Source organism: Salinimonas marina (genome assembly GCF_015644725.1).
GTDB lineage: Bacteria > Pseudomonadota > Gammaproteobacteria > Enterobacterales > Alteromonadaceae > Alteromonas.
Genome location: NZ_CP064795.1, coordinates 2,050,653 through 2,075,283, shown reverse-complemented (window position 1 = coordinate 2,075,283; position 24,631 = coordinate 2,050,653). Strand labels below are relative to the sequence as shown.

18 protein-coding genes and 3 pseudogenes are annotated in these 24,631 nt (G+C 51.8%); 12 read left to right on the top strand and 9 right to left on the bottom strand.

What is annotated here, in order from left to right; translation table 11 throughout:
• Window positions 1-39: 39 nt before the first annotated feature.
• The 3 genes from IT774_RS09130 (at window position 40) to IT774_RS17745 (ending at window position 2,000) form a co-directional block, all read left to right on the top strand.
• Complete coding sequence (locus IT774_RS09130) at window positions 40-1,044, top strand: NADP-dependent oxidoreductase (RefSeq protein WP_195809520.1); 1,005 nt, start codon at window positions 40-42, stop codon at window positions 1,042-1,044.
• A gap of 9 nt (window positions 1,045-1,053) precedes the next feature.
• Window positions 1,054-1,815 carry an SDR family oxidoreductase gene (locus IT774_RS09125; protein ID WP_195809519.1) on the top strand — a complete coding sequence of 254 codons (762 nt, stop codon included), beginning with the start codon at window positions 1,054-1,056 and terminating at the stop codon, window positions 1,813-1,815.
• A 62-nt stretch (window positions 1,816-1,877) separates the two neighbouring features.
• Window positions 1,878-2,000, top strand: coding sequence for a hypothetical protein (locus IT774_RS17745; protein WP_269749753.1), 123 nt, complete (start codon window positions 1,878-1,880; stop codon window positions 1,998-2,000).
• 99 nt (window positions 2,001-2,099) lie between these two features.
• Here IT774_RS17745 and IT774_RS09120 read toward each other — a convergent pair whose 3' ends face one another.
• Entirely contained in the window at window positions 2,100-3,290 is a 1,191-nt protein-coding gene (locus tag IT774_RS09120) for an amino acid aminotransferase (protein ID WP_195809518.1), read from the bottom strand.
• 118 nt (window positions 3,291-3,408) lie between these two features.
• Window positions 3,409-4,175 (bottom strand): annotated as a pseudogene (locus IT774_RS09115) (NRDE family protein).
• Window positions 4,176-4,395: 220 nt separating this feature from the next.
• On the opposite strand from IT774_RS09115, the pseudogene IT774_RS09110 reads away from it, so the two are divergent.
• Window positions 4,396-5,636, top strand: a pseudogene (locus IT774_RS09110) (cystathionine gamma-synthase family protein).
• Between the two features lie 77 nt (window positions 5,637-5,713).
• Here the strand turns inward: IT774_RS09110 and IT774_RS09105 are convergent.
• Window positions 5,714-7,468, bottom strand: a complete 1,755-nt coding sequence (locus tag IT774_RS09105; RefSeq protein ID WP_195809517.1) for a M1 family metallopeptidase — start codon at window positions 7,466-7,468, stop codon at window positions 5,714-5,716.
• A gap of 538 nt (window positions 7,469-8,006) precedes the next feature.
• Between IT774_RS09105 and IT774_RS09100 the strand changes: the two are divergent.
• Window positions 8,007-10,507 (top strand): annotated as a pseudogene (locus IT774_RS09100) (prolyl oligopeptidase family serine peptidase).
• A gap of 80 nt (window positions 10,508-10,587) precedes the next feature.
• Here the strand turns inward: IT774_RS09100 and rrtA are convergent.
• Window positions 10,588-11,172 (bottom strand): rhombosortase, encoded by a 585-nt coding sequence (gene rrtA / locus IT774_RS09095; RefSeq protein WP_195809516.1) that lies wholly within the window; start codon window positions 11,170-11,172, stop codon window positions 10,588-10,590.
• An 88-nt stretch (window positions 11,173-11,260) separates the two neighbouring features.
• Here rrtA and IT774_RS09090 point away from each other — a divergent pair, with 88 nt between their 5' ends.
• Window positions 11,261-12,025, top strand: a complete 765-nt coding sequence (locus IT774_RS09090; RefSeq protein WP_195809515.1) for an enoyl-CoA hydratase — start codon at window positions 11,261-11,263, stop codon at window positions 12,023-12,025.
• A gap of 56 nt (window positions 12,026-12,081) precedes the next feature.
• Entirely contained in the window at window positions 12,082-13,803 is a 1,722-nt protein-coding gene (gene ggt, locus IT774_RS09085) for a gamma-glutamyltransferase (protein WP_408641213.1), read from the top strand.
• Between the two features lie 12 nt (window positions 13,804-13,815).
• On the opposite strand, the gene IT774_RS09080 is transcribed toward ggt, so the two are convergent.
• Together IT774_RS09080 and cysK are read right to left on the bottom strand one after the other, a co-directional pair.
• Entirely contained in the window at window positions 13,816-14,265 is a 450-nt protein-coding gene (locus IT774_RS09080; protein WP_195809514.1) for an outer membrane protein assembly factor BamD, read from the bottom strand.
• 122 nt (window positions 14,266-14,387) lie between these two features.
• A complete protein-coding gene (gene cysK, locus IT774_RS09075) occupies window positions 14,388-15,353 on the bottom strand; it encodes a cysteine synthase A (protein WP_195809513.1) in 966 nt (321 codons plus the stop codon).
• Between the two features lie 224 nt (window positions 15,354-15,577).
• On the opposite strand from cysK, the gene IT774_RS09070 reads away from it, so the two are divergent.
• From IT774_RS09070 to IT774_RS09050, 5 genes are all read left to right on the top strand, one after another.
• Window positions 15,578-16,414 carry an AAA family ATPase gene (locus IT774_RS09070; protein ID WP_195809512.1) on the top strand — a complete coding sequence of 279 codons (837 nt, stop codon included), beginning with the start codon at window positions 15,578-15,580 and terminating at the stop codon, window positions 16,412-16,414.
• Window positions 16,414-17,589 carry a vWA domain-containing protein gene (locus IT774_RS09065; RefSeq protein WP_195809511.1) on the top strand — a complete coding sequence of 392 codons (1,176 nt, stop codon included), beginning with the start codon at window positions 16,414-16,416 and terminating at the stop codon, window positions 17,587-17,589. Before IT774_RS09070 ends, IT774_RS09065 begins: the two co-directional genes overlap by 1 nt.
• Window positions 17,590-17,714: 125 nt before the next feature.
• Window positions 17,715-18,740: an XdhC family protein gene (locus IT774_RS09060; RefSeq protein ID WP_195809510.1), complete on the top strand. Its 1,026-nt coding sequence runs from the start codon at window positions 17,715-17,717 to the stop codon at window positions 18,738-18,740.
• Window positions 18,688-19,284, top strand: a complete 597-nt coding sequence (locus tag IT774_RS09055) for a nucleotidyltransferase family protein (RefSeq protein WP_195809509.1) — start codon at window positions 18,688-18,690, stop codon at window positions 19,282-19,284. Before IT774_RS09060 ends, IT774_RS09055 begins: the two co-directional genes overlap by 53 nt.
• Window positions 19,285-19,369: 85 nt before the next feature.
• Window positions 19,370-20,053 (top strand): rhomboid family intramembrane serine protease, encoded by a 684-nt coding sequence (locus IT774_RS09050; protein WP_195809508.1) that lies wholly within the window; start codon window positions 19,370-19,372, stop codon window positions 20,051-20,053.
• Between the two features lie 44 nt (window positions 20,054-20,097).
• Here IT774_RS09050 and IT774_RS09045 read toward each other — a convergent pair whose 3' ends face one another.
• From IT774_RS09045 to IT774_RS09035, 3 genes are all read right to left on the bottom strand, one after another.
• Window positions 20,098-21,471: an MATE family efflux transporter gene (locus tag IT774_RS09045; protein WP_195809507.1), complete on the bottom strand. Its 1,374-nt coding sequence runs from the start codon at window positions 21,469-21,471 to the stop codon at window positions 20,098-20,100.
• Entirely contained in the window at window positions 21,468-22,715 is a 1,248-nt protein-coding gene (moeA, locus tag IT774_RS09040) for a molybdopterin molybdotransferase MoeA (protein WP_195809506.1), read from the bottom strand. The genes IT774_RS09045 and moeA overlap by 4 nt, the downstream gene beginning before the upstream one ends.
• 155 nt (window positions 22,716-22,870) lie before the next feature.
• On the bottom strand, window positions 22,871-24,631 hold the full coding sequence (locus IT774_RS09035; RefSeq protein WP_195809505.1) for an alpha-amylase family glycosyl hydrolase: 1,761 nt from the start codon (window positions 24,629-24,631) through the stop codon (window positions 22,871-22,873).

Below are 24,631 nucleotides of genomic sequence, written 5' to 3'. Positions count from 1 at the left end.
CCTGTCTGACAGCAGTCAGCATAACGACACGGAGTTATAATGAAAAACAATCAATGGTTACTGGCCGCGCGCCCTAAAGGCGAGCCCACCCGTGAAAACTGGAAATACAATGAGACCGAGGTTGGTGCTCCCGGGCCCGGCGAGATTCTGGTTAAGGTTGAATACATCTCATTGGATCCGGCGATGCGTGGCTGGATGAACGACAGCAAATCCTATATTGAGCCAGTCCAATTAGGCGAGGTGATGCGTGCCGGGGCTGTGGGTGAAGTACTTGAATCAAACGACGATAAATTCAGTGCCGGTGATAAGGTTTATGGCAGCTTTGGCGTGCAACAATACGCCGTATGTTCCACCCAGGGCGTACACAAAGTGGATCCTGATCTGGCCCCGCTAGAGCGTTATCTTGGGGTGTTGGGCATGCCGGGCATGACCGCCTATTTTGGGCTGCTGAAAACCGGTTTGCCTGAACAAGGTGAAACCGTGGTGGTTTCAGGCGCGGCCGGGGCAGTCGGTGGCGTCGTGGGTCAAATTGCTAAAATTAAGGGCTGTCGGGTGGTTGGCATCGCCGGCGGTCAGCAAAAGTGCGATTACCTGACCCGTGAACTGGGCTTCGACGCGGTGGTCGATTACAAAAATGAAGATGTCAAAAAAGCGCTGCGCGCGGCCTGCCCGGACGGCGTGGATGTGTATTTTGATAATGTGGGCGGCGATATACTGGATGCGGTGCTTACCCAGATTAACCTACGTGCGCGGATTGTTATTTGTGGCGCTATTAGCCAGTACAATAATACCAGTGCGGTAAAAGGACCATCTAACTATCTGTCGTTGTTGGTCAATCGCGCCCGCATGGAAGGCATCGTGGTGTTTGACAATGTCAAGCACTATGGCGAGGCGGCGCGGGAAATGGCCGGCTGGATAGGGCAGGGCAAACTCAAAGCCAAAGAGCATGTGGTTGAAGGTATTGATACTTTCCCGGACACACTGATGATGCTGTTCCGGGGTGAAAACTTCGGCAAGCTGGTACTTAAAGTTAACCACGAATAAGGAGCACCCATGAGCGATCTATTTGATTTAACCGGCAAAGTAGCTTTGGTAACAGGCGCCAGCCGGGGCATTGGTGAATCCATTGCCCATTTACTGGCCCAATACGGTGCCCATGTTATTGTGTCCAGTCGCAAACAGGAAAGCTGTGAGACTGTGGCTGCGGCCATTCGTGATAGCGGCGGCAAGGCAGCTGCGCTGGCCTGTCATGTGGGAGATATGGATCAGATAACGGCAGCCTTTGCCGATATCGCCAAAAACCATGGGCAGCTGGATATTCTGGTCAATAATGCCGCGGCAAACCCGTACTTTGGACATATTCTGGATACCGATCTGGCGGCTTTTCAGAAAACCGTAGATGTGAATATCCGGGGCTATTTTTTCATGTCTGTGGAAGCGGGTAAAATGATGCGTGAGCAAGGCCATGGTGTGATATTAAATACCGCGTCGGTTAATGGCGTTGTGCCGGGTGATATGCAGGGAATTTATTCCATTACTAAGGCCGCGGTTATCAGTATGACCAGGTCTTTTGCCAAAGAATGTGGCAAGCACAACATTCGGGTAAATGCATTATTGCCAGGGCTGACCGATACCAAGTTTGCCTCCGCGCTGACCAGCAACGATAAAATACTCAAATCGGCTCTGGCCCAGATTCCCTTAGGCAGAGTTGCCCATCCTGACGAAATGGCCGGCACCGTATTGTACCTGGTGTCCGATGCCTCAAGTTATACCACCGGCAGCACGATCACGGTAGATGGTGGCATGCTAGCCTGAGGCTAGTGAGCATGTTGGGAAACCAGCTTTTCAAAAGACGCCCACCGGCGTCTTTTTTGTTTATGTCTTATCATATTGCCATGGGCGTGGGCCAGAATGCTGAAGGCATGGCGGGTTTATCGTTAATGACAAATAAAACGGTACAAAGCCGGCGGTATAAGGCCAGAAATAACATGAGTCAGTAAGAGTAACATCGGCGCCCGGGCGGACCCGTTTATTAAAGTGGGAGTATATTTAAAAAGCCTGTGATAGCAGGTATCACAGGCTTTTTGGGCAGCGGTTGGTTACAGCACAGATACCAGCGCTTTTGCCAGAGTGTCTACATTTTGCTGATTGATGCCGGCAATATTGATGCGACTGGACTCAACAAAATACACGCTATGCTCACGACGAAGCTGCAACACCTGTTCAGGGGTAATGCATAAGAACGAAAACATGCCTTTTTGGTCGTTGATAAAGCTGAAGTCCTGTTGCGCCCCATTGGCTTCAAGTCTGTCCACCAGCATTGAGCGCAGCGTCTTCATACGATTACGCATACTGTTCACTTCGCTCACCCACTCCTGGTTTAATGCTTTATCGGACAAAATAATGTCCACCAGCGCACCTCCATAGCTTGGCGGCATGGAATAAGACTCACGTGCCACCGACTGAATCTGGGTCTGAGCGATTTTTTTAACTTTGCTGTTATCGGTAATGATGGCCGCTAGACCAACCCGCTCCCGATACAACCCGAAGTTTTTGCTGCAAGAGGCTGCAATGATGACCTCGGGCAGGTTTTCGGCCAGTAAGCGAATACCATAGGCATCTTCGTCAATACCGTCGCCAAAGCCCAGATAGGCCACATCAATAAACGGCAAAAATCCCCGTTCCTGAGCGAGCTTTAACACAGCGTCCCATTGCTCATTGGTCAGATCAGCACCGGTGGGGTTATGACAACAACCGTGCAGCAGGACCACATCACCTTTACCAGCTTCTTTAAGCTTATCCATCATCGCATCGAACCGGATGCCGGCTTTATCTTTACTAAAGTAGGGGTAGGTTTCCAGCGCCAGGCCCGCAGAGCCTATTAAAGGGATGTGATTGGCCCAGGTGGGATCACTGACAAAAACCCGGGCATCTTTGTTACACCGAACTAACAGCTCAGATAAAATACGCAACGCACCACAGCCGCCGGGAGCTTGCACCGCGGCCACACGGTCGGCCATCAGGACCGGGCTGGCTTCACCCAGCAACAGGGTAAGCATGTTGTCGATAAAACCCTGATTGCCCTGGGGCGTAATATAGCTTTTGGTGTCTTCGCGTTCCTGCAAAATGGATTGCGCCCTGGCCACCGAAGAAAGAATAGGCGTATTACCTTTTTCGTCTTTATAAACGCCTACACCGAGGTCAATTTTTGCATCATTTTTATCTTCTTTGTAGGCGACAGACAAACCAAGAATAGGATCCGGATCCAGATGGGGTAATACTTCAAACACGATAGTTCCTCACATTGCGTGAATTATAAGCGAGTCAGGCATTATGCCACTCATAGCAGAAAATACGAGTCCTAATCGCTGATTTTATTACCCCATAACCGTGGTATAGGCAGTGTTATTAATTGAATTGAAACAGCGCGCTGGCCTGGTCGACCTGCTTACCCTCGGCATCAAAGGTGCGTTCAAACCAGCTGGCACTGCCGTCTCGCTTAACCAGTAACAAGGTGGATGAGCGGGTGCCATAATCCGGCGATTGAATAAAGATTGGAGAAAGGGTTTTTTCCCAGGCTTTGTTGATACCGGTATCGGGAAGCATGTCATCGGGGGCCTGAGTGGCATCCCGTAGCAATGAGAACAGCGCATCTTCGGTGAGGGCCGAAGCGCCGCTGCAATATTCACTGAGCGCGCCGACGCCGCGCGATACTTTGGGCCAGGGGCATTTAAGGTGGCATTTGATAAGCCGTGCACCCCATTGGTTAATGGTTCATGCTGCTGGGTATGATTGTTGAACACCTTCAGATCTTTCCAGTTGCCGTACAGTAGGTTAAACCCGTTGTACTGGTCAGATTGCTGAGTGAGCTGTTGTTGATACTCGCGGTCGTTATGTTGGCTCAGTAGATAGTCGACCACCAGTTCGCCCCGTGAGCGGGCTGATTCTGAATCGCTGTCCGGTTTACGAATGTTAGTTAGCGCCGCTATCCGACCACTGCGGGTGACCCCCATCCAGGTGCCTCCGGCTTTTAAGTCTTTACCGGCAAATATGGGAGGATGTGAACACCATATATGAGAGGGTTGGGTCGGACGGTTATAAAACTCATCCCGGTTGGCAGCGATGATTAAGGGATAATCTTTGCGCTGCGCTTTGGCAATAAAAAGAATACACATAACGGCAGATACTTCTCCTTTAGCCTAGTGCGTGATCCTTATAGGCAAGTGTTTTTAATCCGGATCAACCTGAAACTGAATGTTATTGCCTCACACTTTTGATCTACCCTTAATCCAAAGCATAGTCGAAAAGCTGAAAATTAATACCACCTGCGCACAATTCCGGGAATTTATGCTAACGTGAGCCTAATTATTATTGCGCATTTACTGGGAGCAACTCTTGAGCAAGCAGGGCTTTACTACCCGCCAGATTCACGGTGACCGCCGTTTAAATCAACCGGCCGATGGCGCGGTCCATACCGCGGCGACCTCTTCGGTATTATTCGAATACCAGGATGCCCAGGATATTATTGATGTCTTTCAGGGCAAGCAGGCGGGCCATGTATATGGGCGCTCTTCTACCGGGTCGATGCAGGCGCTGGCAAACCAGATAAACCAGCTTGAGCAAGGGGTAGGGGCCGTGTGTTTCGCCACGGGAATGGCCGCCATCAGTGGTACTTTTTTATCGCTGTTTCGCCAGGGTGACCATATTATTGTCAGCCGTTACCTGTTTGGAAACTCACGCAGTCTGATGAATACCCTGGCTGATCTGGGGATTCAGATAAGCTTTGTAGATGTGACCGAGCTGGAAGCCATTACCGAGGCGTATCAGCCCAACACCCGTGCGGTTTTCACCGAAACCGTGGCCAATCCGGCCACTCAGGTGGCCGACATTCAGGCCATCGGCAAATATTGCCAGGAACGTACAATTTTGCTGATTGTGGATAACACCATGACGCCACCCCACTGGTGGATGCCAAAGCTTTGGGGGCGAGTCTGGTGGTGTGCTCTTTGACCAAGTATGTGGCGGGGCACGGGCATGCTTTAGGCGGCGCGGTGGTGGATACCGGTTTGTTCGACTGGACCGGGTTTGCGAATATTCTGCCGGCGTATCAGGTGGCAGATGCCTCCCAGCGTGGCTTAACCCAGATCAAGAAAAAGGGCTTGCGGGATATGGGCGCCACCTTATCCAGTGAGGCGGCGCACAAAATCGCGGTGGGTATCGAAACGCTGGCCTTAAGAATGGAGCGGGCCTGCAACAATGCCAAAGAACTGGCACTGTTTTTAGACAATCACGACAAAGTCAGCCGGGTTTATTATCCGGGGCTGGCCGACCATCCCCAACACTTTACGGCCCGTGAACAAATGCTGACCGGCTATGGCGCGATCCTGAGTCTTGATTTAGCCCGGCATATCGATCCCGTAGCCTTTCTGAACAAGCTGGAATTGGCTATCTGCGCCACCCACCTGGGCGACACCCGGACCCTGGCGTTGCCCGTGGCCCAGACCATCTTTTATGAAAACAGTGCCGACGAGCGCGCCGAGATGGGCATCAGCGAAACCATGCTGCGGATCTCCGTGGGCATTGAAGACACCGAAGATCTGATTGCCGACTTTGCCCAAGCGCTTGACTGTTTTTAGGCGATAAAGGGTTCTAATAGGCTACCGGCCAGGGCGCGACCGCGTCTGACCAGTAGCCTGACCGCACGCCTGGCTGATTACGGTTGGCTGCCGCGGGCTCGGTAAGCTTTCAGCTCTTCAAAGCGCCTGTGCTGGCGTAACACCCGACTATGGGGGTCAACAATGACCACATCATTGCGGGTTACCGCCAGGGTGGTTTTGCCTGTCATAGACAGGGTCTGAAGCTCCCCGTTGATGCTGATTTGTAGCGGCATAACAAACTGGGATTCAGCGCTGGTCTGCCACTCCAGCGTTATCGCACTGGCGGTGCGGCGGGTCACCAGCTCCGGGAGCGAGGCTTCATATAAATAGGTATCGAAGAACCAGTTCATATCGCTGCCACTATGGCGGTTTACCAGCCGGATAAAGTCTGTGGTACTGGCATAGCGCGGCGCAAAGTTACCGGGTTGCGGGTCGCGGCGGCCATAGACCAACTCTGTCACTGCCCCAAAAAAGGCGTCATCGCCAATCAGATAACGCAGCGTATGCATTACCCAGGCGCCTTTGTAATACAAGTCCAGCCCCGGGCCTTTGTCTTTGTCATAGACTTCCTCTTCGGCCTTTACCCTGCCGCTCACTATGGGGTAGCGATTGTTCAGCTGACTTCGAATTTTGTTCAGGTAGCCATAATAGGCAACATCGCCATGCAGGTACTGGGCATAAAGTGGTTGCATATATGTGCCCAGTCCTTCATGTAACCACATATGGTCCCAGCTGGTATTGGTCAGCTGATTGCCAAACCATTCATGGGCCAGTTCGTGCTGTAACAGCCAGTCAAAGCCGTAGGCGTCTTTTTTATAGCCATTGCCATAGGCATTAATAGACTGATGCTCCATGCCCAAATGAGGTGTCTGCACAATGCCCACTTTGTCATTTGGAAATGGGTAGGGACCAATGTAGTGTTCAAAAAATTCAAGCATTTGTGGAAGCTCGGCAAATAAAGCCTTAGCGTTGGCCTGGGTGTCGGCATCCTGGCCGGTGGCGTCGGCCTGAGTACCTACCCCGGGTAAATAATAATAGGTAAGCGGGTAGCGATTACCAAACCGGCTGTCAAAGTCTGCCGTCAAGGTTTCATAGGGGGCAATATTCAACGCCACGCCATAGGTGTTGGTGGGCGCATCGCTATGCCAGTGAAAGGTGTGGGCGTTTTCCAGCTGCGTCACTTTTTGCAAAACGCCGTTACTGGCTGCCACCAGGTTCTTTGGCACGGTAATGTGCAAATCAAGCTGTTGCGGTTCGCCGGTGGGCTGATCAATACAAGGCCAGAATAAATCACAGCCTTCGCCTTGCACCGCCGTGGCCAGCCAGGGTTCACCGGTTGGGGTCTGTTGCCACATAACGCCGCCATCCCAGGGCGCTTTTACCGGTGTGCGGGGCCGGCCGAAGTACTGTATTTTCAATTTTAATGGAAAAACCACGGCATTTTGCGGGGTGATAAGCAGCTGGCCATCGGGATTTTTGACATTGCCCGAGGGCACGGGTTGATCATTAATCCATACCTGCTCAACTTTGAAGCGGGTATCCAGATCGACCGAAATGGTGCGTTTTTTACGCTGACTGTCTAAGGTAAGTTCGCTGGTGCCGTAAAGCACTTTACGTTCAAAATCAAAGTTGAACCATAGCTCGGCGTGCCGGACCGTGACCCCGCGTTGCAGAGGTGGAACAAAGCCGCCGCTTTTTAGCGTGTAAGGAGTAGAAAGCTCTCTTGAAGGCTGCCCTTTAATTACCGGATCCCGCGTGGCACAGGCGCTAAGAAGCAGCAATGGAATAAGTCCTATTGCAAATTTACGCATTGAGGTTCCTGCCAAACAATTACAGTGATAGTCAAAAGCGGTTATCATGACCTGCTTTTTACTCGGCGTACAGGATTACCCGAGCGATATTCGCTCAAGCTAATATCGTATGCGATGAGTATTATAGGTTTATGAAAAATAGACATTTTAACAAGCGATTGCGGGTTTGCCGCGGGTTGACCGGCCAAGCCTGGTGGGTCGGGGCAGGCAGCGGAAGTACAAATTATTTTTAAAAAGCGCAAAAAAGTTGAACTTCCCCGTTTTGTAACTGACTAAATCTATGCAGTTAGCAATATTCTTTCTCGCACTGCGAGGCAAGTGTTTAGAGCTAATGTGTGTTCCAAGTTGAGTGTGCTTGATTGCCCCGCCGGATGCGGGGCTTTTTTATGCGTAACAGAAAAGCATCTGGCTTATGTGTTAGAAGGATGTAGGCACAATGTAAGATGACTTTAACAACATTAGAGATGAAGCTTGACCGCCGCCAACCCAGCTTGCGTATAATGAGAGCGAAAATAACAAACTAAAAAGATTCAAACACATGAAAAATCTCACCAAAATGGCGCTCAGTGTGGCTGTTGCCAGCGCGCTGAGTGCCTGTTCATCGACATCCGCTCCGGACTCATCAGCGACCCGTGCATCAGGCTCTGATAACACCTCTGCCCCCGCTGCGATAATGCAACCGCAGGTGCCCGAGTCTCAGGTCAGTGACTCAGGCGAATTAACCCTGAAACAGATCATGGCAGATCCTCAATGGTTGGGACGCTCCCCCCAACGGCCAGGCTTTTCCTTTGATGGCAGCCATATTGTTTATGAGCAGGAAAAACTCGATAGCGATTTGAATTCAGTGTTGGTGGCGCCCCTGTCCGACCCGGATAATGCCCGGCAAGCCGATGGCGCTGATCTGCACCGTTACCGTTTTGATGAAAAAGTGGTTAGCTCTGATGGCACTACCACCGCGTACCGGTTTAAAGACAGTGTCTATGTACAGTCAGGTCAGGGGCAGCTGGTCCAGCTCACCCGGGGCGGGTCCAAACTGACGCAGTTACAGTTTATGACTGACGGGCGGCTGATGGCGCGTGCGGGGAACAAAGTGATCGCCATCAATCTGCAAACCGGCCAGCGCGAACAGCTCCTCAGCTGGCAGTTTTCCGACAAACCCGAACCGGTAGCAGAGCCTGAAGATTTTGTGGCCCGGGAGCAGATATCGCTGATTGATTATGTGGCCAAACAACGCGCGCATCGTGAAGAACAGGCGCAGCAAAATCGTGAACTGGCCGCCACCAGTCAGGCCGTAGCGCCTGAGTCATTGTATTTTGCTCCGGACCAGAAGCTGGTGGCGGTGTCGGTTTCTCCGGCCGGTGATAAGGCGATTATTGCCACCACCGAGGATAAGCCGTGGCGTGATGACACCGATATTATGCCCCATTATATTCAGGAAGATGGGCGTATTGATACAAAAAAAGTGCGCCAACGGGTCGCAGACTCAGAACCGGTTAATCATGAACTGTGGCTGGTGGATCTGGCCACAAACCAAAAACAACCGCTGTCTTTTAAAACATTACCCGGTTATAACGAAGATGTTCTGGCCGAAGAAAAAACAGAAAATGCCCGGGCCCGGGGGAGTCTTATCAGGTAAATCGCTTGCCTCGTGAAATTACCTTGCTGGAAAGCTGGTACTGGAGTGAGCCGTCGATTCGCTGGCAGAACCAGGGTCAGGCGGTGGCGATTATGCTCGAAGCCTGGGACAACAAGGACCGCTGGATTGCTACCGTGGATCTACAGGACGCCCGGCTTGAAAGTCAGGCCCGGCTGCATGATGATGCCTGGATAAACTACCGGTATAACCAGTTTGGCTGGCTGCACAACAGCGAGACATTGTATTTTCAGTCTGAACGTTCAGGCTATTCGCATCTGTATCTGCAAAAGCCCGGTCAGGCAGCCCAAGCCCTGACGCAGGGGCAATTTGTCACCGATGACCCCACGCTGACCAGGGATGATAAATACCTTTACTACAAAGCCAATAAAAAGCACCCCGGGGTCTATGAAATTTATCGGGTAAATCTGCAAACCGGTGAAAATACGGCAATGACCAATCTTAACGGCATGACCGATTATAACCTGAGTCCGGATGAGCAGTCGCTACTGCTGACTCACAGCAAAGTTACCCGGCCACCGGAGCTGTATTTAAAGCCCACGGATCCTGCTGTCGCTGCAGAAAAAATCACTGACACCATCAGTGATGAGTTTCTAACCCAGCCCTGGAGCGTGCCGCAGGTTGTAGCCATTGAGTCCAGCCATACCGCCCAGCCCATTTATGCCCGGGTGTATTTGCCGGAAAATTATCAACAGGGTGAACCTCGCAAAGCGGTGGTGTTCAACCATGGCGCGGGTTATTTACAAAATTCACACCTGGGCTGGTCTGACTACTTCCGTGAATTTATGTTTCACAGCATGCTGGTACAACAAGGTTATGTGGTTCTGGATATGGACTACCGGGCATCCGCTGGCTACGGCCGTGACTGGCGCACAGCCATCTACCGTGACATGGGACAGCCTGAGGTACAGGATCTGACCGATGGGGTGAACTGGCTGGTAAATAATGCCAATGTCGATCGCGAACGAATCGGTACCTATGGCGGCTCGTACGGCGGCTTTTTAACCTTTATGGCAATGTTTAAAAAGCCCGAGCTGTTTCAGGCGGGCGCGGCGCTGCGGCCGGTAACGGACTGGGCGCATTATAATACGCCTTACACGGCAAACATCCTCAATACTCCCGAGGTCGACCCGATTGCCTACCGGCGTAGTTCGCCAATCTACTTTGCCGATGGTTTGCAAAAACCACTGCTGATCAACGCGCCAATGGTCGATGACAATGTCTTTTTCGCTGACACGGTACGTTTGGTGCAAAAGTTGATTGAGCTGGAAAAACAGGATTTTGAAACCGCGATTTACCCGGTAGAACCCCATGGTTTTGTACAACCAAGTTCGTGGCTGGATGAATATCGTCGCATCTACAAGTTATTTGAAGAAACTTTATAAGTCCGATAATTCTTGCACTGACAATGAAAAACGCCGGCATTATGCCGGCGTTTTTGGATGGTTACCTGTGGTGGTTGCGGCTATTTACGTTTTTTGATGCCATACATTGCAAAAAACAATACCAGACCACAAACCGCCCCATACAGGTGAGCATCGGTGGCCACCTGCGCCTGAATCAATTCGGCCACCGCGCCATTGCTGCCAGCCACTTGTTCATAGCCAATTTTGGCGGCAATACCCAACAACAGTAGCCAGCCGGAACGCAGTCCTGACGTCACATCCATGCAGGCGCCCCAGACAAAGACACCATGTAATGCCCCGGATAATCCCACATACCAGATAAGATCAGGCGAGCCGATATAGATCGCCAGGCCGGTCCCTAATGAACACCAGCCAAACACTTTCAAAAAGCGCACGATGCGATAGTGCTCCGCGTGCAGTAACCACAGTAATCCCAACCCGGCCAGGTTTAGCAGTAAATGGTAGCCATTGGTATGAACCAGGTTAGCGGTCAGCAAACGCCAGGTTTCCCATCCCTGTAACGCATAACGATCGTAAGCCAGCCAGGTGGTGGCAGCGGGTTCAAAGATAAAAATTATAATTGAGGCAATGGCGATAATCAGCGGGCCAACACTGTATTTTGGCGATAACGGCAGTGTGATCATTAATTTGAATGATTTCTATTTTTAGCGATGCTGGCTATCATACACAAAAAATAACGAAAATAACTGTGCAATCAAACCAGGAGCGTTTATGAGCCATGTGACTGTAACTCAGCAGGATAATGTATTGGTACTGACCCTGAACCGGGCGGATAAAAAAAATGCCTTAACCCGGCAGATGTATCAAAACCTGGCCGATGCGCTGATTCAGGCAAATGCAGACGACAACATCAAGGTCGTTCGTATTCAGGGGGCAGGCGACTGCTTTACCGCCGGCAATGATATCAGCGATTTTGCCGGGCAGGGTGATGACCATCAAATTTCTGAGGTTTCTGCGTTTATGCATGCGCTGGTGGACTGTACCAAGCCCGTGGTGGCCCAGGTTCATGGCCTGGCGGTTGGAATTGGTACCACCTTACTGCTGCACTGCGACCTGGTTTACGCCGCCGACAATACCCGTTTTGCATTACCGTTTATCAACCTGGGCCTGGTGCCAGAGTATGCTTCCAGCTATTTACTGCCACGGCTGGCGGGTCGCCGCAAAGCCAGTGAATGGTTAATGCTGGGCGAACCCTTCAGTGCCACAGAGGCCTGCGAGGGCGGGGTGGTAACCGCGGTACTCGAGGCTGAAAAACTCACCGCGCGGGTGGATAAAGTGTGCCAGGCACTGGCAGCCAAACCTCAATTTGCTTTGCATCACTCCAAAGCGTTGCTTAACACTGACAAAGAAGCCATTGAACAGCATATCAGTGTGGAGCTGGATTTGTTCTTAGAGGCGATGGCCAGTGAGCCGGCCCGTGAAGCCTTCGATGCGTTTTTGCATAAACGGCCGCTGAATCCTGAAAAGTTTAAATAATGAGGCCTGATAGTTTGAATAACCTTAAGGGAATGGTTAAGCGCGCATTAAGCGCGATGATTGCCACCGTGTTGATGGGGGGGAGCGCGATAGCTCAAACCGCCCCGGTGGAAACCCGCGAGCCTGAAGCTCATACCGGCTTTACCCAAAAGCAGGCTTTTATCGCCGATGAATATATGGTGGTGGCTGCCAATCCGTATGCATCCTGGGCAGGCAAAAACATTATCGAAAAAGGCGGCAGCGCGATTGATGCGGCCATCGCGATACAAGCCATGCTGACCCTGGTTGAGCCCCAGTCATCCGGCATCGGCGGTGGCGCCTTTATCTTGTACTGGGACAATCAGAATAAGCAACTGCATACCTTTGATGGACGAGAAATCGCCCCTAAGCAGGTTAATGCATACTGGTTTATGAAAAATAGCCGGCCGTTGCCCTGGCTGGAGGCGCTGGTGGGGGGCATGTCGGTAGGCGTACCAGGCGCCTTGCGCGCACTGGAGTTGGCGCATAGTCAACACGGGGCCTTGCCCTGGAACAGTCTGTTTGACGATGCTATAGACACCGCGACCCAGGGATTTCGGGTATCCGAACGGTTAGCCAGGCTGGTGGCTTTGGATTATCATCCCGGGCTGCGGGAATTTGCCGGTAGCAGTACATATTTTTTCCCGGCGGGAATGCCTTTAAAGGCGGGCGTCAACAAAAAAAATAAACCACTGGCAAAAACCCTTCGCAATATTGCCCGTCAGGGCGCCGACTATTTACATACCGGGGCGCTGGCACAAAAAATTGTTGATACGGTAAACAATGCGCCGGTGAATCCGGGCCGTATTTCTATGGCAGATATGAAAGACTATCAGCCAGTGGAGCGCAGCGCCGTATGTGGCCCTTACCGGGACAAAAAAGTCTGTGGCATGGCCCCGCCGAGTTCGGGCGGCATTAATGTGTATCAGATTCTCAAACTATTGGAAAAGTTTGAAATTGGTTCGTATACCCCGCTGAGTCCTGAGTTTGTGAATCTGTTTGTGCAGGCCAGTGCCCTGACCTATGCCGACCGGGAGGCCTATATCGCCGATACCGATTTTACCAACCTACCCGTGGCGTCACTGATCAACGAGCCCTATCTTAAACGGCGCGCGCAAAGCCTCAGTGTGGACAAAAAGTGGCATAAAGCCCGGGCCGGTAAGCCGTACGAAAATGCACGAATCCAACCTGGTATGTCATTAGAGCAGGCTAATACCAGCCATATTTCCATTATCGATAAGCAGGGCAATGCGGTATCTATGACCACCAGCATTGAATTTATGTTTGGCTCCGGCTTAATGGTCGACGGCTTTTTACTGAACAATCAGCTTACTGATTTTTCTTTTAATCCTACCCGGGGTAACTACCCGGTTCCGAATCGGGTGGAACCGCATAAACGGCCACGCAGCTCGATGAGCCCGACCATGGTATTTGATGAAAAAGGGGAGCTGGAATTGGTTATAGGGTCGCCCGGTGGCAGTCGGATTATCGACTATGTCGCCCAAGCGGTCATAGGCGTGGTGGATTTTGACTTAAATGTGCAGCAGGCGATTAATCTGCCGCGGATCACCAATCGCAACGACTACACCGCGTTGGAAAAAGGGACCACGGCTGAACAATTGCAACACCCACTGGAAAAGCTGGGACACACCATCAGGGTGATCGATCTGAATAGCGGCTTACATGGCATTCAGGTCAAAGATGGGCGCTATATTGGGGGGGCGGATCCCCGCCGCGAAGGGGTGGCCGTAGGGCGTTAACAACGTTTTTCGCTATCGAAAGTTAGCGGTAACACGGTCTACTTTCCATTGGCCGTCTTGCCGCAGTAACTTTACCGCCCGTAACTCTTCAATACGATCATCATTGTAGGTACCACTGAAAAATAATACCACCGAGGCATTTTCAGCAAACTGAGCCCGGCCAATTTTGTTGCCGCCATCAGCCACAATCTTTACCTGCTCGTATGGCAGGTTGAACACATGGCGCTGCACATTGCTGTTGATATGGTAGTTTTTAAGAATTCGTTGCAATCTGGGGGTACTCAGGGAAAGCGCCTTGTCCAGGTTTTTATCGTTATAGATACTGCGGGCAAACACCAAAGCCGCATGTTCCGGAGTATCGTCTTTCACCTTGTCGTTAGTCGCACCGCCGTCCTGGTTGCAGCCAGTTAATAAAAGCACTATCCATAGCATCATGGGAAGGGCAGCTAAACGTGTCATCATGATTACATCCTTTTAAGATCATGTACCTATAAGGTGGCCGGGAGGCTATTACCCTGCCCAACAAAAAACGAGGCCGTAGGCCTCGCTTTTTTATTCAGCAGGTCGCGTCAGTAACGTTAATCTTACTGCACTTCTTCCTGTTCGCCAAATTCGCCGGCAAATAACGGGCTGGACAGATAGCGTTCGGTGGCGCTGGCCAGAATGACCACTACCACCTTGTCTTTGTTTTCAGGTCGCTCGGCATAACGCTTCGCCGCGACGACGGCAGCGCCTGAAGAAATACCAGCCAAAATGCCTTCTTCCTTCATTAACCGGTGAACCATTTCCATACACTCGTCGTTGGTGATTTGCTCGACTTCGTCAACCAAATCCAAATCCAGGTTGCCCGGGATGAAGCCCGCACCAATGCCCTGAATCTTGTGGGGGCCCGGGGTCAGCTCTTCACCATTTTTTGCCTGTGTGATAACCGGTGAGTCGGTTGGCTCCACCGCCACCGAGGTAATGGCTTTACCTTTGGTTTTCTTGATATAACGGCTTACCCCGGTAATGGTGCCGCCCGTGCCGACGCCGGCTACGAAGGCATCGATTTTGCCTTCGGTGCCTTCCCAGATTTCCGGGCCTGTGGTCAGCTCGTGGATCTCAGGGTTGGCCGGATTATCAAATTGTTGCAACAGGATGTATTTGTCAGGATCTGAGTCGACAATTTCCTGGGCAGCAGCTACTGCGCCTTTCATCCCTTTAGGGGCTTCGGTCAACACCAGATTCGCGCCCAGCGCTTTAAGTAGCTTACGACGTTCAAGACTCATGCTGCTTGGCATCGTCAGGGTCAGTTTGTAACCACGGGAGGCCGCGACAAACGCCAACGCAATGCCGGTATTACCACTGGTGGGTTCAACAATTTCCTTGCCTTCGGTCAAAACGCCACGTTTTTCTGCGTCCCAAATCATGTTGGCACCAATACGGCACTTTACACTAAAGCTAGGATTGCGCGATTCCATTTTGGCATACACATTACCACCGGTAACCCGGTTAAGTTTTACCAGCGGCGTACCGCCGATAGCCAGGGAATTGTCGTCAAATACGTTCATTAGTCGTCCTTTATTCGCTTGGAATCATTGTCATACGCCTTTATGGTTTATTTTGCCTGTAAATACAAGCGCAAACTAAACCCAGGCCATTGCAAGATACTGTTATTTACTCCTGTATGATTGGTGTCAGGATGTAAAAATTAAAGTGATTTTTAGCTATATGATATGGTTATTTGTATTGAGATAAATTCTATGGCTTAGTGGGGCATTTTAAAGGAGCACCTATGGCTTTTAGCAGTACCGACAATTACATTGCCAGTGATGAGCTGCAGCTGGCAGTAAACGCCGCCATCACCTTAGAAAAACCTTTGCTTATCAAAGGCGAGCCGGGGACCGGTAAAACCTTACTGGCAGAAGAGCTGGCCGCCAGTTTGAATACCGAGCTGATTCAGTGGCATATCAAGTCCACCACCAAAGCGCAACAGGGCCTGTATGAATATGACGCGGTATCACGGTTACGTGACTCCCAGCTGGGCGACGACCGGGTGCATGACATTGGCAATTATATTGTGAAAGGCAAGTTGTGGCAGGCATTTGAAGCCGGGCAACGGCCCGTATTGCTGATTGATGAGATTGATAAAGCCGACATCGAGTTTCCCAATGATTTGTTGTTGGAGCTGGATAAAATGGAGTTTTTTGTTTATGAAACTCAGCAGGTGATAAAAGCGGCGCAACGGCCTATTGTTATTATTACCTCAAACAACGAAAAAGAGCTGCCGGATGCCTTTTTGCGGCGTTGTTTTTTCCACTACATTCAGTTTCCTGATGCCCAGCAGATGCGTGAGATTGTCCAGGTTCATTTCCCCGAACTAAAAACCCGGCTGCTCGATGATGCGCTGAACGCGTTTTTCGAGATTCGTGATGTGCCGGGGCTTAAGAAAAAACCTTCGACTTCCGAGCTGATAGACTGGCTGAAACTGCTGCTGGCTGAAGACATCCCGCCTGAAGCTTTGCACAGTAAAGATGGAAAGACCGCCATTCCGCCCTTATATGGCGCCTTGCTTAAAAACGAGCAGGACATCCACCTGTTTGAAAAACTGGCCTTTATGGCACGCCGCTAATGCTCATTGATTTTTTCTTCACACTACGCCGTTACCGTGTCAAAACCAGTCTGCGCGAGTTGCTGGATTTGTTGCGGGCTCTAGAGCAGCACGTGGTGTTTGCCGACATCAATGCGTTCTATTATCTGGCCCGGCTGATGCTGGTAAAAGATGAAACCCAGTTTGATCGCTTTGATAAAGCCTTCGCAGATTATTTTGAAGGCATCCAGGCGCTGGATTTATTTGATAAAGACATTCCCGAAGACTGGCTGCGTAAAGCGTTTGAAAAGCAGCTTAGCGAAGAGGAAAAAGCCCAGATCAAAGCCCTGGGCGGCCTGGATGAGCTGATGAAAACCTTGCAGGAGCGCCTTAAAGAACAGGAAAAACGGCACCAGGGCGGCAGTAAATGGATAGGTACCGGCGGCACCTCTCCCTTTGGAGCATTTGGATACAATCCGCAGGGTGTGCGCATTGGCCAGCCTGGCAATCGTAACTTTTCGGCGGCCAAAGTCTGGGACAAGCGTGAGTTTAAAAATTTGTCTTCGGATGTGGAGCTAGGTACCCGTAACATCAAAATGGCGCTGCGCAAATTACGCAAGTTTGCCCGCACCGGCGCCAGTATGGAACTGGATATAGACACCACGATTGCCCAGACGGCGCGAAAGGGGGGGCTGCTGGACATCCATATGACGCCTGAGCGTCACAATGCCGTCAAAGTTTTGATGTTTCTTGATGTGGGCGGCTCGATGGATCCCTTTGTGGAACAAATGCAGGAGTTGTTTTCTGCGGTTCACAGCGAGTTCAAGCATCTGGAGTATTTTTATTTTCATAACTGTGTGTACGAAGGCGTGTGGCAGGACAACGCCCGCCGGCGCAGCGACACCATCGATGTCTGGGATATCATTCATCGGTTTGGTCCCGATTACAAAGTTATTTTTGTGGGGGATGCGACTATGGGCCCTTATGAAATCACCTATCCGGGCGGCAGTGTGGAGCACTGGAATGAAGAGCCGAGCAGTGTCTGGATGCAACGATTGCTGGACCATTTCGGTGATGCCGTGTGGCTCAATCCACAGCCGCAGGCGTACTGGAATTACTATCAATCCATTAGTATTGTGCATCAGATCATGGAACAGCGTATGTATCCGCTGACCCTGGATGGCATGACGGCCGCGATTGCCGAGCTCAGTGGCTAAAACTACCTTCTTTGGGCGGTCCTGGTGAACAATTTAGGGGCCGCGAAGGTACGTATAAGCATTCCTCTTGTTAATAATGCTCCGTGCCTTGCTTTGAGCGCACACGAGCCAGGGTGTGTATTGTTATGAAACACCATTTTTACCACTTACTGGAACAGTGGTACCACCACAAAGATGACGGGCAGTGGCTACTGGCTACCATTATCGAAACCCACGGCTCGGCCTATCGCAAGGCCGGAGCCATGATGCTGTTCAATGATACCGGGGCTCAGTTAGGGGTGGTCAGTGGTGGCTGTCTTGAAAGTGACTTGTATCATCATGCGCAAAAATGCTGGATGACCGGCCACGCGCGCACGGTCACTTACGACATGCGCGAGGAAGGGGACGTCGCCTGGCGCCTGGGTATCGGTTGCGGCGGCGAAGTGACGCTGCTATTGCAGCCAGTTGACGCGCAAAATGACTACCTGTGTTTGAATGAGGTTCGGGCCAGGCTGTTGCAAAATCAATCGGTACATTATTGCCAGTCCACCCAGGCTGGTCCCGCCACAGCCCATATTGGGCAAGACTCCACCTGTGTTGACGACTTTTGCCATACGCTGACGCCGCCGCCCACCCTGTTGCTGTTGGGCGGGGGCGTGGATGCGGTGCCGGTATGCGATCTGGCCAGCCGAATCGGCTGGCGGGTACTGGTTAATGATGAACGGGCGCGCTATGCCCGGCCGGCTGAGTTTGCCAGTGCCAGTCAGTGTACTAAGCAGGCTGCGGATAACATCGCGGCTTTACCTCATTATCAGCAAGCCGATGCCGTGATTATCATGCACCATCAGGTGGAACTGGATGCCCGCAGTCTGAAGGCTGTTACGGGCGAACCGCCAGCAAATTTGCAGTATCTGGCGTTACTGGGCCCGCAGCACCGTACTAAGCGGGTACTGGAACAGGCGAATTTATGCTGGAATGAATTACCCTTACCCTGCAGTCACCGGCTGGCTTTGATATCGGCGGTGAGCTGCCCGAATCTATTGCCCTGTCTATGTTGTCGCAGGTGCATGCTGCTTTGCATCAAAAACCCTATAAAATTAATAGTTTGCCGGGGGACGCATGCTCAGCATAGCGATTCTGGCCGCGGGCCGTTCACAGCGATTCGGCAGTAATAAGATGTTGCTACCGTTAACCGATGGACAGACTTTGCTGGGTCACTGTATTGACCAATGTGCGCCTCTGTCACCCTCGCCGGTGATGGTGATAAGCGGGGCCTATCATAACGCATTAAGCCAGCACGACTTTGCCAGGCCCATACAGCTAATTCATAACGCCAACTGGGAGCAGGGGATGGCGACCAGTATTCACGAAGCGGTGGCCTACACCCAGACGCTGCCCAAGGAGGTAACCCATTTGCTTATTACGCTGGGTGATTTGCCGTTGGTGACGACCTCCAGCCTGAATAGTTTATGGGAGGTGGCCAAAACCCAACCCGAAACCATTATCGCCAGCTTCTGGGAAGGAAAAGCAACCGCCCCGGCAATCTTTCCCAGGTGCTTCTGGCCGTTACTGACTCAGCTTTCAGGTGACAAGGGCGCCGGTATCTTATTGCAGGATGCCATGGCCCAATCGCCGCCGGCTTGTATTCCTGTGCCCCATGCCGAAGCCAGAGTCGATATCGACACGCCACAAACTTACCGGGAATTTTTAGGGTGAGCGGTCAAACAGATTGCGCCTGGAGGGGGGCAGTGGTATTGAATAAGACCATAAGGCTTTATCTGTGGGGCTGCAGGGTTTATCAATGAGCAACCCTGCGTCTTATAGTCTGGCGGGGGCGATCAAAAGTGTCACCTGTGCGGTTGCTTTGTTGTGGGTGATTCAGTCAGCCGGCGTATTGTTTGATCTGCCTTTATCCTTGCTGGCGGTTTATCCCCTTGAGCTTAGCCGGGTACACGGTATTGTAACCTCAGTACTGGTTCATTCCGGCTATGAGCATCTGTTTAATAACACCCTGCCGCTACTGGTGCTTGGCAGCGTGCTGGTGTATGGCTATCCATCGTCACGCTTTAAAGTGATAGTGATAACCTGGCTGGGGAGCGGGCTGGGCGTATGGTTATTCGGCCGCGAAGCAAATCACCTGGGGGCCAGCGGCCTGGCCCACGGCTTATTCTTTTTTGTGTTTGTGGTTTCGGTATTACGCCGCGATGCCCGTTCGGTAGCGTTGATGATGATCGCCTTTTTTATGTATGGCACCATGGTGCTGACCATCTTTCCTACTGAGCCGGATATTTCCTACGAGGCGCACTTTTTTGGGGGCGTCTCGGGCCTGATTGCAGCGCTTATTTGGTGGCGTGAAGACCCTCGTCCCGAGCGCAAAACCTACAGCTGGGAAAACCCCGAAGAACCCGATGATCCACAAATCCGGGAACAGCTGTCCCGGGCGCCCGATGCTCCCGAGACAGAACCCGAAGAACCTCCCCGCTAAGCCTTCGCCACGGTCTCTGTTTGCTATGAAATGGACTCCACAGGTCAGGCAACGCGTCGCTGGGGCTGGTGTTTGACCACATAATAAAGTCGGGCGCCCAGCAGTATCGCCGCACAACTTAATCCGGCAATAATGCCTATCCAGAAACCCGCGGCTGCCATCGGTGCTGCCGTGAGCCAGTCGGTGCGCCCCAGTATAACCCCGGTGGGCAGACCCACGCCCCAGTATGCGCAAAAGCTAATGATAAACATGGCGGTGGTATCCTTATAGCCACGCAGCGCATTGGCTGAAATCACCTGAATCGCATCAGAAAACTGAAACATAGCCGCATAAATAAGCAGCGCACTGGCCAGCGAGGAGACCGCTGGATCATTGGTATACAGACCAATAATAAAATCCTTGGCTAACAGGGTGAAGCTGGCGGTACCAATGGCGACCAGTAACCCGATAACCAGGGCGCTGTGTACCGCAGTGGTGGCTTGCCGATAATTTTTCTGGCCGACCCGATATCCGACCCGAATCGAAACTGCCATACCCATACTCAGCGGAAACATAAACATCAGCGATGAAAAGTTCAGCGCTACCTGGTGGGCGGCGACGGTGGTGGCCCCAAACGGGGCCAGCAATAATGCCACTACCGCAAACAGGGTGACCTCAAACAACAGGGTCATCGCGACCGGGAAACCTAACCTGAAGGTGCGCAGCATCATTTTAAAATCCGGCAAATGTAGGGTGTTAAATAACCCGTATACACTCAGACGGCGGCTTTTGCTGGTATACACCAGCGTACTGAAAAACATCACTGTGATCACGATCGCGGTGGCGATCCCGCAGCCGGCGCCCCCAAAGGCAGGGATGGGGCCGACACCATAGATAAACACATAATTGGCGATGACATTAAAACCCAGACCGATAACCGTGATGATCATGGTAGGTTTGGTATTGCCCAGGCCCTCACAATAGTTGCGAAGCCACTGATACAGGGCAAACGCCGGCATACTTATCAGTACATAGTGAACATAGTCCAGCGTAATCGTGTAGAGCCCGGACTCCATTGGAAACCAATTAAGAATGGTTGGCACCAAAGGATACAGACACACTATTAAAGCGCCTATCAGTAACAACAGATAACCGGCCTGCTGCGCAGCAAATGCCACCTGCCCCGAGGCCCCCTTACCCTGATAACGGGAAATAATTGGTGGCAGGGCCAATGCAATACCCTGTAAAAAGCACATTAACGGAATGGTAATACTAAAGCCCAGGGCCACCGCCGCCATATCCAGCGCATTGTATTGTCCGGCCATGACGGTATCGACCACGCCCATCAGCATTTGGGTGATTTGAGCGATTAACAGCGGCCAGGTCAGCTGGATCAGGCGTTTACTTTCCAGGGCAAATCGAGGGGTGAATAAGGTCACGAGGCAGAAGGACTCCAGTTGCTGTGTAAATCAAAAGGCTGAACGGACACCAGGGTATTGCACGCCAGTCCGTGACTGTCGGCCGGGACCAGCAGGTAAGCATTGGCGCGGGTAACCGTGGTCATCACCCCGGAACTTTGCTTTGGCAGCGGGGCCACCTGCCAGCGGCCGTGGGCATCCTGGGCAAGTTGGGCACGCACAAATTCTGCCCGGCCAGGCCGATGACGAACCTCAGCCGTAAGCGTAGCCTCGATGATCAGTGGCTCGGGTAAATGTTGTTCGCCCTGGATATGCTGAATCAGCGGTACCACCAGTTGCTCGGTGGTGACATACGCCGACACCGGATTACCGGGAACACCGCAGAACAAGCACGTATCGAGATGACCAAACGCAAAGGGTTTACCGGGTTTCATGGCGACCTTCCAGAAGCCCACACGACCGAGGTTCTGCAATACCGATTTTACATGATCAGCCTCACCCACAGACACGCCGCCCGAACTAATCAAAATATCGGCGCAGGCCATGGCATCTTTAAATATCTGCTTTAGCGCTTCAGGTTTATCCGCAACAATGCCCAAATCAATAAGGTTAACATCATAGGGCTGCAGCAACGCCGCGATACCAACACTGTTAGAGTTGTAGATTTGTCCGGGTGAGAGTGAATCACCCGGGTATCTCAATTCATCGCCGGTCGCCAGTAACGCGACATTCAGTTTGCGATACACCCGGATATGGGCGATACCCAAAGAGCTGAGCAACATCAGGTGTGCTGGCTTTAGCCGAACCCCGGCACTTACCACCTGCTCGTTACAGGCAATATCGTTGCCCTTAGCCCGAATGTTTTCCCCCGGACCGGGCAAAGGGCCTACCTGTACTGTGTTGGCGCTTTGCGTGGTATTTTCCTGCATTACCACCCGGTCAGCCCCGTCCGGAATGCCTGCCCCGGTCATGATCCGCGCAGCCTGCCCAGGTTTTAGCTGTATGGTGGAAACATCCTGACCCGCCAGTATGGTCACGACGATTTCAAAGGTATTGGTGGGGTTGACGGCGCCGGGCGCCAACGCATAGCCGTCCATCGCCGACACAGCCAGGGGCGGGACGTTGATGGGGGCATAGATATTCTCAGCGACAATGCGCCCAAGCGCATGGACCACCGGACAGTTTTGCACCTCAGCCACCGGCCGCGCCTGCTGCAACAGTGCGCGGCGGGCATCTGGTAAACTCAGCCATTGCTCCGAAGCCATACAAAACCCTTTGATTTGTCGGTTAAAAGGCAGTGATTATGAAGAAAATTTTGGGTGGCGGCCAGTGGTTTCGGGCCAATGACAGACAGGCCCGGACCAGTTGGCGCAAACCGGGTCCATGTTGTTTGCGCTCAGGGAGATAGCCCGAAGACAGGCTATTGATGGTGATGGTTGCTGATCCAGACGGTTTGATAGGGCGTCAAATGCAGATAACCACTGTCATCTTCAATGGTTTCGCCGCTGATTAAATCTACCCAGTGATCCGTACCAATAAGATTGATGTCAGACATCAATACCGACTGTTCCTCATTAGAGATATTACTGACACAAAAGATACTTTGATTACGATCCAGGCTTTGTCGCCAGTAACCGAACAACTGATTGCCCAGTTGCAGCGTAAACTGCGTGGCATTAGGGTGAAACGCCGGCTGCGCCTTACGAATTCGAATCAATTGTGACATTTGGGTGAGTACCCGGTGATGCTGCGAATAGGGCGAGTCCAGTAACCGCTCCAGCTCGTCATATTCCCAGCGCTTGCGGTTGATGGAGCGGTTCTGACCGGTATTGGCCACCTTTTCATAATCGTTGGAGGTGCCCAGCAGACTATGGATATAAATGCCCGGCATACCTTCCATGCCCAGCATGATGGCATGGGCACAAATAAATCGCTGCACCTGCCAGCGATCTGGCCCATCCACTGTGCCCTGCAACGCATCAAACAGGGTGATATTGATTTCATAGGGTTTTTGCTGACCATGAGCCGAGGCCCGCCACGAAATCTTGCCCCCATAATTTTGCATGGTATGCACCAGCGTGGAGATTTCCTCGTCGTCCAGCAAGCCCTCGGCCGGGCGTAAACCGATACCATCATGCGAAGCAATGAAATTAAAATAGGTGGTACCATTTTGGGCCGGGGGCATGCCCATCATCCAGCTTTTAAGATAGCGGCAGTCGCCGGTAACCAGCGTATTGACCAGCAGCGGCGGCAATGAAAAGTTATAAATGGCATGAGCTTCGTTGGCATTACCAAAATACGTCAGATTTTCCCGATTCGGGATATTGGTTTCAGTAATGATGATGATGCCCGGATCGACATGTTCTATTAAGGTACGCATCAACCGGATCACCTCATGAGTCTGAGGCAGGTTAATGCAGGTGGTGCCGACAATCTTCCATAAAAACGCGACGGCATCCAGGCGAAACACCTTGGCCCCTTTGTCGATATACAGCCGAATGATCTGCATAAACGCCAACAGCACCTTGGGGTTTGAAAAGTCAAAATCGACCTGATCATGGCTAAAGGTGCACCAGACATATTTAGTGCCGTGTTGGGTAGGGGTTTCACGTAGCAAGGGTGAAACCCGTGGCCGGGTTACCTGCGACAAATCATCATCGGGACTGGCGGTGAAGAAAAAATCACTGCCAGGGCCTTCCCCTTTAATAAAGTTTTCAAACCAGGCACTGCGGGCCGAGCAATGGTTCACCACTAAATCAAACATCAGCCCGTAATCATCCGCCAGCCGGCGGATGTCGGTCCATTCACCCAGTGCCTCATTCACACTGGAGTAGTCAATGACCGAAAAACCATCGTCTGAGCTGTATGGGTAGAACGGCAGTAAATGCACCTTATTGATGGTATTTTTGCAGTAAGTCTGCAAAAAACGGTGCAGGGTGAACAGCGGCTTTTCGTGCCCATGCATGATGCTATCACCATAGGTGATCATCATTACATCCTGCTCATCCCAGTAGTTGCAGTGATGTTTGGGCTCCACAATGTCATGATCATTGGCAAGCCCCATGCTTTCGATTAATTCGGTAGCCAGTTCTGCCACTGACTTTTCCAGGCTGACATTTGCATAAATGGTCTGCAAATGATGGGTAACCTTATCGTGTAAAGAATTCCAGTTCGTGGTCAT

Excerpts from the sequence above, each read along its gene's own strand:
- IT774_RS09035 (WP_195809505.1), bottom strand. The coding sequence starts at position 24,631 with ATGACCACGAACTGGAATTCTTTACACGATAAGGTTACCCATCATTTG.
- moeA (WP_195809506.1), bottom strand. The coding sequence starts at position 22,715 with ATGGCTTCGGAGCAATGGCTGAGTTTACCAGATGCCCGCCGCGCACTG.
- IT774_RS09065 (WP_195809511.1), top strand. The coding sequence starts at position 16,414 with ATGCTCATTGATTTTTTCTTCACACTACGCCGTTACCGTGTCAAAACC.
- IT774_RS09050 (WP_195809508.1), top strand. The coding sequence starts at position 19,370 with ATGAGCAACCCTGCGTCTTATAGTCTGGCGGGGGCGATCAAAAGTGTC.
- IT774_RS09080 (WP_195809514.1), bottom strand. The coding sequence starts at position 14,265 with ATGATGACACGTTTAGCTGCCCTTCCCATGATGCTATGGATAGTGCTT.
- IT774_RS09090 (WP_195809515.1), top strand. The coding sequence starts at position 11,261 with ATGAGCCATGTGACTGTAACTCAGCAGGATAATGTATTGGTACTGACC.
- IT774_RS17745 (WP_269749753.1), top strand. The coding sequence starts at position 1,878 with ATGTCTTATCATATTGCCATGGGCGTGGGCCAGAATGCTGAAGGCATG.
- IT774_RS09105 (WP_195809517.1), bottom strand. The coding sequence starts at position 7,468 with ATGCGTAAATTTGCAATAGGACTTATTCCATTGCTGCTTCTTAGCGCC.
- rrtA (WP_195809516.1), bottom strand. The coding sequence starts at position 11,172 with ATGATCACACTGCCGTTATCGCCAAAATACAGTGTTGGCCCGCTGATT.
- IT774_RS09060 (WP_195809510.1), top strand. The coding sequence starts at position 17,715 with ATGAAACACCATTTTTACCACTTACTGGAACAGTGGTACCACCACAAA.
- IT774_RS09055 (WP_195809509.1), top strand. The coding sequence starts at position 18,688 with ATGCTCAGCATAGCGATTCTGGCCGCGGGCCGTTCACAGCGATTCGGC.
- IT774_RS09130 (WP_195809520.1), top strand. The coding sequence starts at position 40 with ATGAAAAACAATCAATGGTTACTGGCCGCGCGCCCTAAAGGCGAGCCC.
- cysK (WP_195809513.1), bottom strand. The coding sequence starts at position 15,353 with ATGAACGTATTTGACGACAATTCCCTGGCTATCGGCGGTACGCCGCTG.
- IT774_RS09070 (WP_195809512.1), top strand. The coding sequence starts at position 15,578 with ATGGCTTTTAGCAGTACCGACAATTACATTGCCAGTGATGAGCTGCAG.
- ggt (WP_408641213.1), top strand. The coding sequence starts at position 12,082 with ATGATTGCCACCGTGTTGATGGGGGGGAGCGCGATAGCTCAAACCGCC.
- IT774_RS09125 (WP_195809519.1), top strand. The coding sequence starts at position 1,054 with ATGAGCGATCTATTTGATTTAACCGGCAAAGTAGCTTTGGTAACAGGC.